This window comes from Nonomuraea sp. NPDC050478 (genome assembly GCF_044458265.1).
Lineage (GTDB): Bacteria > Actinomycetota > Actinomycetes > Streptosporangiales > Streptosporangiaceae > Nonomuraea > Nonomuraea ferruginea.
The window spans coordinates 772,659-787,600 of sequence record NZ_JBITHT010000001.1 but is presented as its reverse complement, the minus strand read 5'-3'; the positions used below and the strand labels follow the sequence as shown (position 1 = coordinate 787,600).

Here is a 14,942-nt window from a genome sequence, read left to right as displayed (position 1 = left end):
CCGTGGGGGAAGACATGACCGACCGTATGTTCGCCCGGCTCAGGCCCGACGAGCTGGACGAACTCGCCGAGGCGAGCTACCGGCGGCGCCGCCGCGAGGACCTCGCCCGAACGTTCAGCAGCACCCGGAACCCGGCACCCGCGCCGAGACGCCCTCTGTTCCTCCTGGCCACCGGCGCGGTCGCCGCGGTCGCCGCCGGAGCGGTCGTCGTCTCCACCGGCGTGCTGTCCGGCAACACCCCGCCGGTCGCGGTTTCGAGCCCCCCGGAGAGCACGACCGGCGGCACGGGGGCGTCGCCGGCCACCCGGATCGACGCCCGATCCTTCCTGCTCGCCGCCGCGGCCACCGCGCTGCGCGAGCCCGCCGCGTCCGGCGACTACTGGTACGTGCGACAGCGTACGACCCATCCCACCTCCCACCTGCCGGAGGAGTTCTGGACCGAGGCGCGGAAGCTCCAGCTCCAGGAACAGGCGGAGGTCGACAGGACCGGCGCCGAGGACGACGAGCTGGTGGCGATCAACGAGAAGTACAACAAGAAGCTGGAGAAACTGCGCAAGAGCATCCAGCCCGACGGGCCCTCGTACCGGGCGTACATCGTCGAGTCCGAGGAACGGTGGCGGCCGAAGCGGATCGGCGGCACCCACCGCGTGAAGAGCAGCGACCGCGAGGTCGTCTTCCCCTCACCGCAGGACGAGGCCAAGTGGAAGGAGGAGGGCTCGCCGAAACTGGCGGAGGACAAGCCCAAGAGCGTCGACGACAACCTTCCGCGGCCCCTGTCGATCCCCAACATGGACATCACCATGCAGAACGTCGGCGACCTGCCCACGTCGAAGAAGGCGCTGGCCGGCCGCCTGCGCGCCCAGTTCGCGAAACTGCCGGACCCCCACAAGGAGTTCGACCTCTACCTGTGGCAGACCACCGTCGACCTGATGACCGCCCCGACCACTCCCGGCACCCGGGCGGCCATCTTCCGTATCCTCGCCGACCAGCCCGGCATCACCTCCCATGGCGAGGTCGCGGACGCCACCGGGCGCGCGGGGGTCGGCCTGGCGGTCGAGAGTGACGACGGGTACGAGTTCCAGCTCGTCGTCGACGAGGACACGGCGGAGCTGCTGGAGTACTCGGTGGCCGAGAAGGACGAGGACACGGTCCGCGTGACCTTCGAGGAGTTCGGCTGGACCGACAAGCTGGGCCGGCGCCCGCAACGCTAGCCGGCCGTGGCGGGGGCCGGCCGTCGAAGCGACCTTCCAAGTGAAGCGGCGCATCAGGAGTATCGCCGTGGTGGCGATGTTGACGGACGACGGACTCGTCATCGCCGCTCGGGCATCGAGGTCATGAAGGTACGGGCGAGACGGTCGATCTCGTCGTCCCTGGACGCTTCGTCCACGCGCTGATTACGGTCGATCCGGCCGCGTTCGGCTTTCAGACGGCGATCCTCCTCGCGGAGCCTGATCTCGTAGTCCCCGGTCGTCTGCCGGGTGGTGAAGTTCAGTTCGGCCTCGTGACAGGCTGAGCCCGCGCGCAACTCCTGGGTGAGAAGGCGGTCGTACTCGGTCTTGCCGTTCAGCATCTTCGAGATGATCGGCATGCAGTCGAGCAGGACGAAGATGACGCGCAGCAACCAGTGGGCGAAGTTGACCATGCCGCTCTGGCCGGCGACCGTGCCGAGAGCCTCCCACCGGTCCAGCAGGCCGATGTCGGCGTAGGCCTGCTTCGTCGCCTCGACCTTCTCATCGATCTTCCTATCCAAGGTCGCCGTGCGTTCCGCCTGGACGCCTTTCAGATCTGCCGCTAGAGAGCCGACCTCCTTCTTCAGCGCCGCGACGTTCGCCCGCTGCTTGGGGATGTCATGGTTGGCGAGAAAGGTGTTGAGATCGTGCGTCCGGACCTTGCATTGGGGACCGTTGCCCGCCAGGCCCGTGGTTCGGTTCGCCACCTTGACGCCGCTGCACTCCCGCTCGCGAGATCCCTCCAGATCCTCGCGCCGTCGGATGTCCTCCGCCAGTTGATCTTCTGCGGTCTTCAGGTCGCTCTTCCTCTGCGCCAGGTTGCCTTCCACGGCGAATGTCGTGTCGCCGAGGCTGAGGTGATACTCGGTGCAATCGACGTTCGGAGGTGTCGGCCCTTCGGCGGGGTTGCACTGCATGTACCGGCTCTCCACCAGGCTGATCTCGTCGGCGCGCTGCTCCATGATCTGCCGGTCCAGCCGCTCCTGGAAGATCTTCAGAGTCAGCGGCTCGGCGATGAAGACACCGATGACGACGGCCAGGGCGAGCCGGATCAGTACGTTGCCCCAGCGGGACCAGCCGTCATTGTCGCCGTGCAGACTGGTGATCAGGAACCGGTCGACGTTGGCGATGATCAATCCCCACACCACTGCCATCGGCACCAGGTACAGCAGGGACACCTGCGAGATCAGCGTCAGCGCGCCCAGCATGGAGGTGCCCGCGATCAGCGCGGTGCTGACCACCACCCCGCCGAGACTGGTATAGCGGGAACGTTCCTGCGGCACACTCGCGAGGATCTTCTCGTCGACCCCGGTGAACCGGCGCAGGAACGCTCCGGGAGTGAGCCGTGCCCGGCGCCGGGGGCGCGGTTCGGCTGCCTTGGGTCTGTGGAGGATGTCAACCACGGACGTCCTCCTCCATGAAGAAGTCGTCGTCGGTCTCGCCCGCCGTCACCTCGGCACGGGCCTGGTAGGCGGGTTCTTCGAGGTCCTTCACCTCCGCTTCCGGCTCGACGTCGTCGAAGGTGGCGAGCAGCTCCCTGCCGGTCGTCTCGTTGAACAGGCCCTGGGCGATCGCCGCCCGGACGACCTCCGCCCGGGCGCGCGCCTGGACGACCTGCAACTCGTGCTCGCGCTGGGCCTCACGCTCGACGGCACTGTACGCCCGGTCGCCCAGGACGGCGTAACGGTCGGCGACCTGCTGGCCGCTGAGACCGGGAACGGTGACGTGCAGACCCTCGGCGGCATGGGGACCACTGTTCAGGAAGTCCCTGATCTTCGTGGCCTCCGCTATCTGCTGGTCGCGATCGAGGGTCGCCTGCTGGCGGGTGAAGTCGTTGGTGCTCTGGCTCTTGACGTGCAGGTAATCCTGCTCGTCGAGTTCGAAGTCCCGGTCGAGCTTGCGCTTGACGTCGCGGAGACCGTGGGCGCCCCGGATGTTGTGCAGGCTGGTCTCGTAGCGCCGCCGGCCCTGGGCGATCTCATCGGGGGCGTACACGTCGAGGCCTGCGAACTCGGCCGACATGCCGGTCAGCACGCACGGCACCACCGTCGCGTAGGCCTTCACCTGGGCGTGCACCACCGTCCACAACCTGTGGACATCGTGCGGCTCGAAGCTCCTGCCGAGCTCGAAGAGCTTGGGGTAGGCCCGGATGTAGGTGAGCAGGTGCTCGGTGACGTCGGTCAGGCCGGCGCGCACCACCTCGATGGGTTCGTCGACCGTGCAGCGGAACTGCACCGCTACCATGAAGTCGTGGGCGCCGGCGGAGTTGATCGGCACGCGGACCGTCACCGGGTGGTCCTTGGCCACGTCGACGACGCTGACGCTGGCGCCGTGCAGCACGTGCGGTTCGTCCCCGCGTAACCGCCGATCTCCCAGCACGAACGTGCCGTCGTACTCGAAGACGAGCCGCTGATGAGGGAGCTGGCGGGGCAGGCTGGAGATCGGCCGGCGAGGCTTGCTCAGGAACCGGAGCCTGGCGACAGGATCCAGGGAGACCTGCGTGATCACGGGATAGTTCATGGACGTTTTCCTACGGTGTCGAGAGACAGTACGGCCGGGCTCAGGAAGACCCTGAGCAGCGACAGGAGAATCTCCATCCGGTTCTCGTCGGTGTTGCGGGCGATGGCGTAACGCCGCAGGTCATGGGCGAGCAGCGGCCGTTCCTTGGCGGGGAGCGTCTCCACGAGCGCGGCGAACAGAGCATGGACGAGGTCGCGGTCGGCGTCGTCGTGCTTGTCGAAGGCGCAGACCGCGTCGTACAGAGCGGCCAGTGCATCCCTGCGGTGAGGGCGCTTGACCAGCACCGCGGACCAGAGTTTGGCGAGGGGAACAGCCGATTCAGGGCGGCTGCGCAGGTGAGCGGTTACGGTCGGGACCCCGGCGCCGTCCGCCCGAGCGGACAGGACGTTCAAGATCGCCCGAATCAGCGGGTCGACCGTACGGCCGATCCGTTTGTCGTTGCTGATCTGGCGCGCCAGCCAGTCGAGCATCGGGAGGGCGTTGCCGGTGGCCTCGGTCAGCGCCGCGAACAGGTGGGCGAGAGCGATCTCCGCATGCCGGACAGGCTTCTCGCTGTCTCGGATCTGCAGCCAGAGCATCCGTAGTGCCTCCAGCGGGTACCGGATGCCCAGCTCACCGGACCAGGCGAGGGTGGCGGTGAACTTGGGTCTGGCGGCGGACGCCCTCGTCCACGAGCTGACCGTACGCAGAACCTCCGGGCGGGTCGTCTCGTCCAGGCACAGCCAGGAGACGGCCATCGCGGCGGTGGCCTGGCTGCGCATGACACCGCGTCCACGGGCCCACGGGGTGAGAAAGGTGCTCTCGACGTACGAATAGTCCGAGACGGAGGCCAGAATCGCCACGCCTCTGGCGATCTCGGCCTGCGCGACCGGGTCGCGGAGAGCGGCGCACTCATGGAGCCACTCGGTGACCGGGTCCCACAACCGCATGCCGTGCTGCTGGTACAGCTCCCGCATCACATGGGTGCGGTGACCCTCGACCTTGAACTCCAGCCGGCGTTCCGGCGACAGACTGAAAAGCGAGCCCTCGGCTACCCGGAGCAGGCGGCGGCTCGGCATCGGATCGTCCGCCGAGACGGCATCGGCTTTCTCCGCGCCGATGCCGGCGATGGACTCTAGCCGGGCGAGCAGCGACTCGAAGACGGTCTCCGGGAGGCCGGCGGTGAAAGCCATGGCGGCCATCTCGAAGAGCTCGCCTCGAGTACGCGGGACGGCGAACCAGGCGACCACGTCGCGCCGCCCGGCGGACTCCAGTCTGCCGAGCGCGTCGTCCAACGGAACCCCCGAGGCCAGATCGCGTGCCAGCGTCACCACGTCGGTCATGGCATGGTCGGCGGTGATCCGGGCGGCCGCCTCGTCAGCGACCTCGGGCGCCACCTGGTGAGCCAGCAGGACGTCGCGGGCCGGCGGCGGCAGCCAGTGGATCCGGTCTCCTTCGGGCAGCGAGGTGGCCGTTCCCGTGATCACCAGGTAGGCCCCCGCATCGCGCACCCGGCGCCTGATCTCCCGTACGTGGAAGCCGGCGATGCTCCCGTCGACGTCGTCCTTCGGCCAGTCACACAGCAGGTAGCCGTGAGCCGTCCGGTACTCGCGGGTGGCCAGCTTCTCCAGCGTGTAAGCCGGGCTCAGCTCCACCACCTCGCGCCGCTGCCCGACGACGTCATGGAGCAGGTTGAGCGCCGCCGTGCGGCGGCCGGTGCCCGCATTGCCGATCAAGGCCACCAGGTTGCGGCTTCCCAGCTGCTCGGCGGCCTCCTCAAAGCAGGCGTGACGCACGTAGCGGGTGCGTGCCTCCGCCATCTCGTACGCGGGCACGGGTCCGGACGTGCGGCGGGACTTGGTGCGGGAACCCGAGATACCGAACGAGGCTCCCGCGATGTTGCCGTGGATGTGGTTGATGACGGTCTGCACCTGGGAGACCTGCGCGAAACTCTCGTTCGCCGCCTCGGCCTGATCAGCCAGTTCGACCGGCGTGGCTTCATCGCCGACCAGAACCCCCTCGCCCGGCGAGTCAGTTTCGGATGCCAAAGTTGATCTCCTCGCCGGAAACGGGAGCCGTGATCACGTTGACGGTCATCTGCTCGGCGGTGAACTGCTGCGCGAACTGCTTCGCCACGGCGTCGACGCGCACCAGCTTCTCCAGGGACTCCAGCAGGTCGTCGCGCGACTCCGGATCGGCTGGCCGGCCATGCTTGGACCGGAACTCCTTGATTCTCGCGAGCAGTCTCCGCGCGCCGCCGAGCCCGGTCTCGGTGCCGTAGGCGCCGAGCCGTTCGAGGGCTCCACCGGCGATCAGAGCCCACAGGGTGTCGGCGACCGCGGGAAGGTTGTCCATGTCGAGGCTTCCTTTCTGATCCAAATCTTCCGAGGGAATCCACATCCAGGCGATCTCGGTGCGTTCCTTGGTCGGCACTTCCAGCCGGGTGAAGGACTCCGGTCGATACGAGGTGTGCAGCTGTCGGACGACGTCCTCATAGAGCCGATCGGTGAGGATGAGTACCAGGTCGGCGCGAGGGTTCGCCTTCAGGGCGGCACGGGCGGCCCTGGCGTCGAGCAGGCGGCAGATGGTCACCACGACCTGGCCGACGAAGCCCATCGCGCCCCGCTTGACGACGCCGTGGCCGATGGAGACGCGTATCCGGAGGCGGGCGTCGTCTCGGCGGTCGCGGTTGTGGTCGCGGAGCGCCTTGCGAACGCGGCGGATCAGGTCATCGATGACCCGGAGTTCGGGCTCCCCTTCGGGAAGGATGATGACCTCGCCGTCACCGGCTTCCTGGCGGGCCCATGTCTCGCGGCGCAGTCCCGCCTCACGTGCGCCACGGTCCATGACCTGGGCCAGGCCCGACTGGATCGAGTCGTGCCGTAGGTCATCACCGCGGCCGTATCCCTCCGCATCGACCGCCACGACCAAGCGGCGGCTGAAATCAGAATCGAGCATCACGTCACCTTGTGGTTGCGAGAAAGATCGGCCGAAGTGGCCGGAAGATCGTTGGGGATAGATTCTTGCGAAGATCACATCGCCCGAAGACGTACCAGTACGTTTCACCGGAAATCGGCTAGCCCGATCGGGTCGATGACGATCTTCCGGCGATGGCCGGGATCGATCAGGCCAAGATCCTTGAAACGTCGGACGGCTTTGAAGACGGCGTCCTTTCTGGCCCCGACGAGATTGGCGATCTCCTCATGGGTGAGATCGACTCCTAGATCCCGCTTTCCGCCGGCCTGGTCGATTCCGTGCCGACCGGCGAGTTCCACGAGCACGTTCGCGACCCGTACCGGTACGCTGAACTGAGCGAAGTCGGTCCGTCTCCGGTTGGCCCAGTCGAGCCGGTCAGCGATCATTCTGGCCAGTGCGTTCCATGCCGCCGGCCGGCGATCGAGAAAGTCGGTGAACACCTGTGCGCGGATGACGTGCACCAGCACCGGGCTGCACGTGATCACCATGGCCGCCCTCGGCTGCCTGCGCAGAGTCGCCAGTTCGCCGACCACGTCGCCGCTGACGCGGATGCCGAGCATGGCCGCCCCGCCCGATTCCAGGTAGGCCGTCACCTTCACGCACGCCGTGGGCCGCTGACCTGGAACGGACCGCAGGAGATAGACCTCGGTTCTCTCCCGATCCCCTTGGTAGATGAGCGGCTCGCCGGGCCCTTTGGGGGATGAAGGCGCGAGAGCCAGAAGTTCCTTCTGGTCTTCTGGACTAAGTCTGTCCATAAGGGTGCCGATGGGCCACCTGGTCAGGAGGTGATCGTTTAACACTAGTTATGCGCCTTGGGATCATTGATGGAGAGCTTTATAAGCTACCCCTGAAATGCCCAGGTGTCAGCTTCGATTACGCCACCGAATATGTACTATGGGGCATTTGGTCCGCCTGGTCCCGAAAAGAGGTTTAAGTCATTGTTCTGGCAAATGGCCTGGTATTTCCCGACTGCCCGATGGTCGAGGGCTGCCGGGCAGGAGCGTCCCTCGACGTGGTGACGCCACCATCACCAGCGTGAGTTCAGCCTTCTCGTACGGATCCGGCCCGGCGACTGCTGGTAAGGATCGCCGGAACGGCGCTGAACCCGCTGGACGTCAAGATCAGCCGTGGCTACGTCGAGGACTACTTCCCGGTCCCCCGATCGTGGGCGCCGACCTACCTCGCCGGCATCAGGCCGTGTCGTTCACGAGGTCGTCCAGCACCGCGCGAAGCGCGTCGGGCAGCGGAGTGGGTTCTCCGGAGCCGTCGACGTGGATGACCGTGTGCGCTCCGTCCGAGTCGACGAGCTCCGCCTTGAGAACCCTCCACGCGTAGGTGATCGAGGTGTTCCCCAGCTTCTCGACCTCGAGTTCGACGATGTACTCGTCACCGTCCGCGAGCGGCCGTTCGAAGCTCGCGCTGACGGCCCGGCGCGGGAACCTGGTGACCGGCAAGCCGATCGATCTGTAGAGGGCGTGCTCCGTTCTCGGCCCACTTGAGGGCGTTCGCGTAGTGGTACAGCCCGGACGCGTCGGTCTCGTGGAAGGCCACCACACCACGTACCCGATGCACGCTCATGCCGCGCCCAGCTGCTTGAGGCCGAGCATCGCGCGCGCCTCCGTCGGTGTGGCGATCTCGAAGCCGAGCTCCTTGACGATGCGCACCGCCCGCTCCACGAGCTGGGTGTTCGTCGCCGGCACACCAGGCCAGTAGTAGAGGTTGTCCTCCAGGCCCACCCGCATGTGCCCGTCGAGAAGCTCGCGGGGAGCTGGGTCGGGCCGATCCCTGAGACACCCCAGATCGTGCCCTCTGGCAGGTGCTCGACGAGCAACTGGAGGATCTTCGGGGTGTAGGGCAGCGCGCCCTGGAATTCTCGATGGCCGCCCAGCACGATGTTGCAGTAGTACGGCTTCGTGTCGAGTCCTTCCGCGGTGAGCTCGGTGAAGTCGGAGAGGATGTGGCCGACGTCGAAGACCTCCCACTCGGGCTTGATCCCGCGCCGGTTCATCTCCTCCAGCAGCCGGCGCACGCGCTGGGGCGTCGTCGTCACCGGGTGCTCTCGACCCTGGAACGAGGCCGTGATGGTGTGAGAGTCCATCGTGGCCATCTCACAGTGCTCGCCCTCGATGCCCTTGATCCGCTCGTTCCCGTCGAGTTCCCACAGCTCGTCGTTGAGCCGGATCGGCAGATCGCCGTGGATGCCACCGCCGGTGGAGTTGTTGATGGCCGTCCTCGCGCCTGGCGTGCACGGCGACCACGCTGGCGCCCAGTTCCAGCATCGGGCGACGTCGTCCGCGATCTCCCGCGGGGTCACCGGCAGGTGCGGGCTCTGTTCCTTGGTCGCCATGCCACCCGTCAGGGCGACGGTTACGATGATCTTGCGGCTCATGGTTGCCTCCACGTCGGTTCGAGATCGATGTCGTGGAACGGCTCCTGGTCGCGCTGGTGCACGTCGATCGCGAGCAGTGCTCCGGTGACCGGATCCGCCAAGCCGGTCACGGTGAGGTCCGGGTGCAAAGTGGCGCCGGAGGTCGCCGGGAGGTCCGGCTGGAACCGGTGGGCGCCTTCACGCCAGCGGGTGGAGCCGACGGACAGGACGGCGCCGTCCAGCGTGCGCACGTGCCAGTGGCCCGACGTGTCGTCACGTACGGCGATGAGACGGTCGGAAAGGCGTACGGCGCCTTCGACGGCCTCGTCGCTCACGGCGATCGGCTCGGGCAGCGTGGCCGGGTCGGCACCGAGGCGCGCTGCCCGGATGCCCCTGCGGGCAAGCTAGGTCGCGTCCTCGTCGACGCGCTGGTCGTCCTCGGTGAGGACGACGCCGTACGTCTCGAGCGCCTCGAAGCCGGAGACCACCCCGTAACGCACGTCGTTCAGGACGTCCTGTGGGTCGCGGTCGAGCGGGTCGCCGAGGCCTCCGCCGCCCTGCCAGGTGACCTCGAAGAGGTCAGCAGGAGTGATCGGGAAAGAGCCGGGATCGGGCCCAGGTTCGTCTCCTTGCCGCTCTCGAGGGTGAAGCGCTGGGCGACGAGTCTGCCGGGCAGGCCACCGCCGATGCCGCTGGAGTTGGGCACCTCGGCACCGTGCGTCATGACCAGCGCTTCGGCCTTCGATACCGCGCCGAGGTAGAGCTCCCGAGCCTGCTTGAAGCCGGGCGCCCTGCCCAGGCGGGCATCGCCCGAAGCGATCTCACCCGCGTGCTACGGGAGTCAGCCGAGTCACAGGGCACGGTCCTCCGGACGGCCCTGACGGTTTCACAGACGGTGGAGAAGGGCACGTCCGTGTCCGCCGTCCTCAGTGACGGCACGACCCGCGACGTCGACCGGGTGGTCGTCGCTGACGGCGCCGGCTCGAAGACCCGCAAGCTCCTGGGGATCGAAGTGATGCCGACCTACACCGGGCAGATGGTGTGGCGAGCAGTCGTCCCCAGGCCGACCTGGGCCGACCGTCTCTTCACCTTCTTCGGCCCTGGCGACAACGCCGGACTGATCCCGATCTCTGCCGCGTACGCCTACTGCTTCCTCACAGAGAACATCGCCACCCCCGACGTTCTGCCCGACAGCGAACTCGCCGACAGGATGCGCGACCACCTCCGTCCGTTCGGCGGCCGTGTCGCCGAGGTACGTGAGTCGATCACGAAGCCGGAGGACGTCGTCAGGCGCGCCGTGAACACGGTCCTCGCCGAGCTTCCCTGGAACGTCGGCCGGGTGGTTCTGATCGGGGACGCTGCCCACACCCCGTCGCCGCAGCTCGTGAGCGGCGCGGCGCTAGCCGTCGAGGATGCTGTCGTGTTCGCCGAGGAACTCGCCCGGACTCCGGACATCCTGGAGGCACTGGAGTCCTTCGGGAAGCGAAGGTACGACCGCGCCAGGCTGGTCGTCGGAGCCTCCGGAGAAGTCGCTCGGCTTGAGCAGGCCGGAAAACAGACAGAAGTGCCCGGCGTCCTAGGGCGCACGCACGGCGCGCTCGCGGCGGCGATCTGACGACGCTCACCCGTGCCCGGCCGCCTCGTGTGGCGCTGCCCGACTGCGACAACAGGGGGCAGCGCGTCCGGCACCGGTATTGGCACACTCGTCCCATGCACAACGGACGGCTCTTCACTCTCGTCGGCGGAATCTTCGGCCTGATCGGTCTGGTCCTGCTCTGCGTCACCATCGCGCTGGCCGCCTCCACGGCCAGCTTCCTGGCCTCGGCCCAGCGAACAGACGGGACCGTGGTGGAGCTGACCGCACGGACCAGCACGACCCGGAATTCCGACGGCTACATCCGCCGCAGCACCACGTGGTTTCCGACCGTGGAGTTCACGGTCGACGGCAGGCAGTACTCGTTCCAGAGCTCCACGGGCAGCAACCCACCGGCCTACGCGGAGGGCGAGAGCGTGCCCGTCGCCTACGACCCGGCCGACCCGTCCGACGCGCGGATCTCCTCGTTCTGGTCAGCCTTCCTTGCCCCGCTGATCACCGGCGCGCTGGGCCTGGTGTTCACCCCGGTCGGCACGCTCTTGTTCCTCAAGGGCCGGCGTCTCACCCGGCGACGCTCCTGACCGTGGGGCTGTGGCCGACCGCCACGGGGCATGCGGCTCGGTACGGCGGGCGTCGGCGCGGACGCTGATGGCGTAGGCGGGACGACCGCGGCTGGTGAGAGCGCCGAGGTAGCGATGACCGGTCAAGTGGCACCAGGCAGGCAGATCGATCGGGGCGGCCGGGTCGGTGGCGATCAGGTGGACGACGCGGCCCGAGGGCAGGCCGGCCACCAGGCGGCTCAGCTCGATCAGCAGGTGGACGCAGCGGCGGTCACCGCCGTCCAGCACCACCGGGGCGGCGTTCGCGTGCTCGTGCGGTGCGGGCGCTTCGCTCATGTCAGCTCCCCGGCGTCGACGGGCATCTCGGCCAGCCGCCATTCGAGCATGCCGTCGGCCAGGCGGACCGCGTGCCGTCCGCGGTCGGTCAGCAGGCGGACCGCGTCGTAGGCGAACACGCAGTATTCGCCGCGGCAATAAACGACGATCTCGCAGCCCTCGGGCAGCTCGTTCATCCGGTCGGCCAGTTCGGCGACGGGGATGGAGACGGCCCCGGGGATGTGGCCGGCCAGGTATTCCTCCACCGGCCGGACATCGAGCACCACGACGCCTCCTGCCTGGAGGCGGGCGCGCAGTTCCTCGCGAGTGACCTCCGCCGCACCGTCCCGGCCGAGGTAGGCGTCCCGGGTCGGGGGGACGGCGGCCTGATGGTTCTCGGCGACCTTGCGCAGCAGCGCGAACAACCGGGCGACGTCGTCGCCGGCGAGCCGGTAGTGGATACGCACGCCGTCGCGACGGGTGGCGACGAATCCGGCCTGCTTGAGCGTCTGCAGGTGGGCCGAGGCGGTGGTCAGGTTCAGCCCGGCTGCCTTGGCCAGGGCGTCCACGGTGCGTTCTCCCTGGGCGAGCAGGTCGAGCAGTTCCAGCCGTTTTCCGCTGGCCAGCGCCTTGCCGCTGGCCGCGAACGCGTCATACAGCCGAGCCTTGGCCTGGGCCGGGGTTGCGTCCATCGTCCACTCCTCCATTAATCTATGGAATACGGTACAACAGGTCAATGGACCATGGAGGACATCGTGGGTCTCACCGAAGATCATTTGATATCACTGGTGGACCACGGGCTGGGCAACAGCGCCTACCTGGTCGACCTGGGCGACGGGCGCGCGCTGGCCGTGGACGCCTGTCGTGACCTGCGCGCGCTGAATGCCGCGGCCCGTCGGCGCGACCTGACGGTGGCCTTCGCGGCCGATACGCACCTGCATGCCGACTTCCTGTCCGGCGCCGTACAACTCGGCCATGATGCCGGTGCCATCGTGCTGGCCTCGGCCTCAGGGCAGCGTGCGTTCCCGCACCGTGGCCTGGCTGACGGTGACGAGGTCGATCTGGGCGGGTTGCGGTTGCGTGCCCTGGCCACGCCCGGCCACACCGACGAGCACCTGTCGTTCCTGCTCCTGGACGGCGGCAGGGAACTCGGCGTGTTCACCGGCGGGTCGCTGATCGTGAACTCCGCCGCCCGCACCGACCTGCTGGGCGCCGACCGCACCGAGGAACTGGCGCGCGCCCAGTACCACTCGATGCGGCGGCTGGCGGCTCTGCCGGAGACGACCGCGGTATGGCCCACCCACGGCGCGGGCTCGTTCTGCTCGGCCCCGCCCGGCACCGAGCGCACCACCACCATCGGCGCCCAGAAACGCACCAACCCGCTGCTGGCCGCGCCCGACGAGAACACCTTCGTCAAGCGACTGCTGGCGGGCCTCGGCTCCTACCCCGCCTACTTCGCGCACCTCACCGAGCGCAACCGCCGCGGCCCCGTCACCCTGACCGGCACGCCGCCACTGCCCGCGCTCGACGCCCGGCAGGTCGAGGTGCTGCTCGGCGATGGCGGCCAAGTGGTGGACGTGCGCCCCGCCGCCGAGTTCGCGGCAGGTCACATCCCCGGATCGCTGTCCATCCCCCTGCGCGAGCAGTTCGCCACCTGGCTGGGCTGGCTGCTGCCCGACACCGCGCCCCTGGCCTTCGTCATCGATGACGGACAGGACCCCGCCGAGGTCGTCTGGCAGGCATACAAGATCGGCTACGAGCGGCTGGCCGGACACCTCAGCGGCGGCCTGCCCGCCTGGCTGGAGGCAGGCGGGCAGGCCGCCGGCACCGCGTTCGTCACCGCCGACCAGGCGCCGGACGGCCCTTACCTCGATGTCCGGCAGGAGGCCGAGTACGCCGCCGGGCACGTGCCCGGTGCCCTGCACCTCGAACTCGGCGACCTGGCCGAGCACGCCGCAGACGCCCCGGCCGGCGCGGTGGTGGCCTGCGGGCACGGCGAGCGCGCCATGACGGCCGCGAGCCTGCTGGAACGAGCCGGCCACACCGGTGTGACCGTCCTGGACGGAGGCCCGGCCGAGTACGCCGCCGCCCACGGCCTGCGGCTCGACACCGTTGACGCCGGCGGTGCTCGGTGAGCACCGGCACCGTCCCCCCAGTGCGGCTCGGGCTGGCCGAGAACTGGTTGCAGTTCACCCTGCTCGTGATCGTCAACGTCTGCGTCGGCGGGCTGGTCGGGCTGGAGCGCACCACCGTGCCACTGATCGGCACCGAGGTTTTCGGCCTGACCAGTGACCTGGCCGTGTTCTCCTTCATCATCGCCTTCGGCCTGACCAAGGCGGCCACGAACCTGGCCGCCGGTGCGCTGACCGCACGCTTCTCCCGCAAACAACTCCTGGTCGCCGGATGGCTGATCGGCACGCCGGTGCCGTTCATGCTGGCGTGGGGGCCGTCGTGGTGGTGGATCGTGGCGGCGAACCTGCTGCTCGGTCTCAACCAGGGCTTGTCCTGGTCGATGACGGTCAACATGAAGATCGACCTGGTCGGCCCGGCTCGCCGCGGCCTGGCCACCGGGCTGAACGAGGCCGCCGGCTACACCGCGGTCGGCGTCACCGCGCTGCTGACCGGCTACCTGGCCACCGTCTACGGGCTGCGTCCGGCACCCGAGCTGATCGGCGTCGTCTTCGTCGTCGCCGGCCTGGCGTTGTCGTTGGTCGTCCGCGACACCGCCGCGCACGTCGCCCTGGAGCTCGCTCAGCACCCCAAGCCGCTGCCGGACGGAGAGCGCATCGGGCCGGTCGCCACGTTCGCCCGCACCTCCTGGCGCGAGCGCTCGCTGCGCGGCGCCAGCCAGGCCGGGCTGGTCAACAACCTCAACGACGGCCTGACCTGGGGTGTGTTCCCGCTGCTGTTCACCGAGCACGGTCTCGGCCTGGCCGCCGTCGGCCTGATCAAGGGCCTGTATCCGATCCTGTGGGGCCTCGGCCAGATACCCACCGGACATCTGGCCGACCGCATCGGCCGCAAACCCCTCATCGTGTACGGCATGCTCGTCCAGGCGGCTGGGTTCGTTCTCGCCCTGGTCCTGCTGGAACGTCCCTTGCTGGCCGGGATCCTGTCCGCTGTCGCTCTCGGGCTGGGGACCGCCATGGTCTACCCGGCGCTGATCGCCTCCGTCTCCGATCACGCCCATCCCGCCTGGCGCGCCAATGCCCTGGGCACCTACCGGTTCTGGCGCGACATCGGCTACGCCGTCGGCGCCCTGCTCGCCGGCGTCCTGGCCGACGCCTTCGGCCTGAACGCCACCGTCATCGCCGCCGCCATCCTCACCGCCGCCTCCGGCCTGCTCGCCGCCCGCTGGATCACTGAAGCTCGCCCGTACCGATGACGACCTTGCGCACACC

At 68.5% G+C, this 14,942-nt stretch carries 15 protein-coding genes and 1 pseudogene; 5 read left to right on the top strand and 11 right to left on the bottom strand.

The window, feature by feature from the left end; genetic code table 11:
- Positions 1 to 14 precede the first annotated feature (14 nt).
- A complete protein-coding gene (locus ACIBF7_RS03670; protein WP_397196342.1) occupies positions 15 to 1,211 on the top strand; it encodes a CU044_5270 family protein in 1,197 nt (398 codons plus the stop codon).
- A gap of 98 nt (positions 1,212 to 1,309) precedes the next feature.
- On the opposite strand, the gene ACIBF7_RS03665 is transcribed toward ACIBF7_RS03670, so the two are convergent.
- The 9 genes and pseudogenes from ACIBF7_RS03665 to ACIBF7_RS03625 all read right to left on the bottom strand — a co-directional run bounded on the left by ACIBF7_RS03665 (position 1,310) and on the right by ACIBF7_RS03625 (position 9,796).
- Positions 1,310 to 2,512 carry a DUF4407 domain-containing protein gene (locus tag ACIBF7_RS03665; RefSeq protein ID WP_397196341.1) on the bottom strand — a complete coding sequence of 401 codons (1,203 nt, stop codon included), beginning with the start codon at positions 2,510 to 2,512 and terminating at the stop codon, positions 1,310 to 1,312.
- A 112-nt stretch (positions 2,513 to 2,624) separates the two neighbouring features.
- The gene (locus ACIBF7_RS03660; RefSeq protein WP_397196340.1) at positions 2,625 to 3,749 is read right to left on the bottom strand and encodes a hypothetical protein; all 1,125 of its coding nucleotides are present in this window, start codon (positions 3,747 to 3,749) and stop codon (positions 2,625 to 2,627) included.
- Positions 3,746 to 5,776: a hypothetical protein gene (locus tag ACIBF7_RS03655; RefSeq protein ID WP_397196339.1), complete on the bottom strand. Its 2,031-nt coding sequence runs from the start codon at positions 5,774 to 5,776 to the stop codon at positions 3,746 to 3,748. The genes ACIBF7_RS03660 and ACIBF7_RS03655 overlap by 4 nt, the downstream gene beginning before the upstream one ends.
- Entirely contained in the window at positions 5,760 to 6,686 is a 927-nt protein-coding gene (locus ACIBF7_RS03650; RefSeq protein WP_397196338.1) for a hypothetical protein, read from the bottom strand. Before ACIBF7_RS03650 ends, ACIBF7_RS03655 begins: the two co-directional genes overlap by 17 nt.
- A gap of 104 nt (positions 6,687 to 6,790) precedes the next feature.
- Entirely contained in the window at positions 6,791 to 7,459 is a 669-nt protein-coding gene (locus ACIBF7_RS03645) for a Crp/Fnr family transcriptional regulator (RefSeq protein ID WP_397196337.1), read from the bottom strand.
- A gap of 435 nt (positions 7,460 to 7,894) precedes the next feature.
- Positions 7,895 to 8,158 carry an acyl-CoA thioesterase gene (locus ACIBF7_RS03640; protein ID WP_397196336.1) on the bottom strand — a complete coding sequence of 88 codons (264 nt, stop codon included), beginning with the start codon at positions 8,156 to 8,158 and terminating at the stop codon, positions 7,895 to 7,897.
- Positions 8,159 to 8,278: 120 nt separating this feature from the next.
- Positions 8,279 to 9,093: pseudogene (locus ACIBF7_RS03635) on the bottom strand (3-keto-5-aminohexanoate cleavage protein).
- A complete protein-coding gene (locus tag ACIBF7_RS03630) occupies positions 9,090 to 9,407 on the bottom strand; it encodes a hypothetical protein (RefSeq protein ID WP_397196335.1) in 318 nt (105 codons plus the stop codon). The pseudogene ACIBF7_RS03635 and the gene ACIBF7_RS03630 overlap by 4 nt, the downstream one beginning before the upstream one ends.
- 170 nt (positions 9,408 to 9,577) lie before the next feature.
- Positions 9,578 to 9,796, bottom strand: coding sequence for a hypothetical protein (locus ACIBF7_RS03625; protein ID WP_397196334.1), 219 nt, complete (start codon positions 9,794 to 9,796; stop codon positions 9,578 to 9,580).
- Between ACIBF7_RS03625 and ACIBF7_RS03620 the strand changes: the two genes are divergently transcribed.
- Together ACIBF7_RS03620 and ACIBF7_RS03615 are read left to right on the top strand one after the other, a co-directional pair.
- Positions 9,788 to 10,687 (top strand): FAD-dependent monooxygenase, encoded by a 900-nt coding sequence (locus ACIBF7_RS03620; RefSeq protein ID WP_397196333.1) that lies wholly within the window; start codon positions 9,788 to 9,790, stop codon positions 10,685 to 10,687. The genes ACIBF7_RS03625 and ACIBF7_RS03620 overlap by 9 nt on opposite strands.
- A gap of 95 nt (positions 10,688 to 10,782) precedes the next feature.
- Positions 10,783 to 11,247, top strand: a complete 465-nt coding sequence (locus ACIBF7_RS03615) for a DUF3592 domain-containing protein (protein ID WP_271279282.1) — start codon at positions 10,783 to 10,785, stop codon at positions 11,245 to 11,247.
- On the opposite strand, the gene ACIBF7_RS03610 is transcribed toward ACIBF7_RS03615, so the two are convergent.
- Positions 11,140 to 11,562, bottom strand: coding sequence for a sulfurtransferase TusA family protein (locus ACIBF7_RS03610; protein ID WP_397196332.1), 423 nt, complete (start codon positions 11,560 to 11,562; stop codon positions 11,140 to 11,142). The genes ACIBF7_RS03615 and ACIBF7_RS03610 overlap by 108 nt on opposite strands.
- Positions 11,559 to 12,233, bottom strand: coding sequence for an ArsR/SmtB family transcription factor (locus tag ACIBF7_RS03605; RefSeq protein ID WP_397196331.1), 675 nt, complete (start codon positions 12,231 to 12,233; stop codon positions 11,559 to 11,561). Before ACIBF7_RS03605 ends, ACIBF7_RS03610 begins: the two co-directional genes overlap by 4 nt.
- A 96-nt stretch (positions 12,234 to 12,329) precedes the next feature.
- Here ACIBF7_RS03605 and ACIBF7_RS03600 point away from each other — a divergent pair, with 96 nt between their 5' ends.
- Together ACIBF7_RS03600 and ACIBF7_RS03595 are read left to right on the top strand one after the other, a co-directional pair.
- Positions 12,330 to 13,676 (top strand): rhodanese-like domain-containing protein, encoded by a 1,347-nt coding sequence (locus ACIBF7_RS03600; protein WP_397196330.1) that lies wholly within the window; start codon positions 12,330 to 12,332, stop codon positions 13,674 to 13,676.
- Between the two features lie 20 nt (positions 13,677 to 13,696).
- Positions 13,697 to 14,926 carry an MFS transporter gene (locus tag ACIBF7_RS03595; RefSeq protein WP_397196329.1) on the top strand — a complete coding sequence of 410 codons (1,230 nt, stop codon included), beginning with the start codon at positions 13,697 to 13,699 and terminating at the stop codon, positions 14,924 to 14,926.
- Positions 14,927 to 14,942 lie beyond the last annotated feature (16 nt).

Coding starts and splice junctions, on each gene's coding strand:
- ACIBF7_RS03615 (WP_271279282.1), top strand. CDS start 10,783: ATGCACAACGGACGGCTCTTCACTCTCGTCGGCGGAATCTTCGGCCTG.
- ACIBF7_RS03625 (WP_397196334.1), bottom strand. CDS start 9,796: ATGACGCACGGTGCCGAGGTGCCCAACTCCAGCGGCATCGGCGGTGGC.
- ACIBF7_RS03660 (WP_397196340.1), bottom strand. CDS start 3,749: ATGAACTATCCCGTGATCACGCAGGTCTCCCTGGATCCTGTCGCCAGG.
- ACIBF7_RS03605 (WP_397196331.1), bottom strand. CDS start 12,233: ATGGACGCAACCCCGGCCCAGGCCAAGGCTCGGCTGTATGACGCGTTC.
- ACIBF7_RS03650 (WP_397196338.1), bottom strand. CDS start 6,686: ATGCTCGATTCTGATTTCAGCCGCCGCTTGGTCGTGGCGGTCGATGCG.
- ACIBF7_RS03610 (WP_397196332.1), bottom strand. CDS start 11,562: ATGAGCGAAGCGCCCGCACCGCACGAGCACGCGAACGCCGCCCCGGTG.
- ACIBF7_RS03670 (WP_397196342.1), top strand. CDS start 15: ATGACCGACCGTATGTTCGCCCGGCTCAGGCCCGACGAGCTGGACGAA.
- ACIBF7_RS03645 (WP_397196337.1), bottom strand. CDS start 7,459: ATGGACAGACTTAGTCCAGAAGACCAGAAGGAACTTCTGGCTCTCGCG.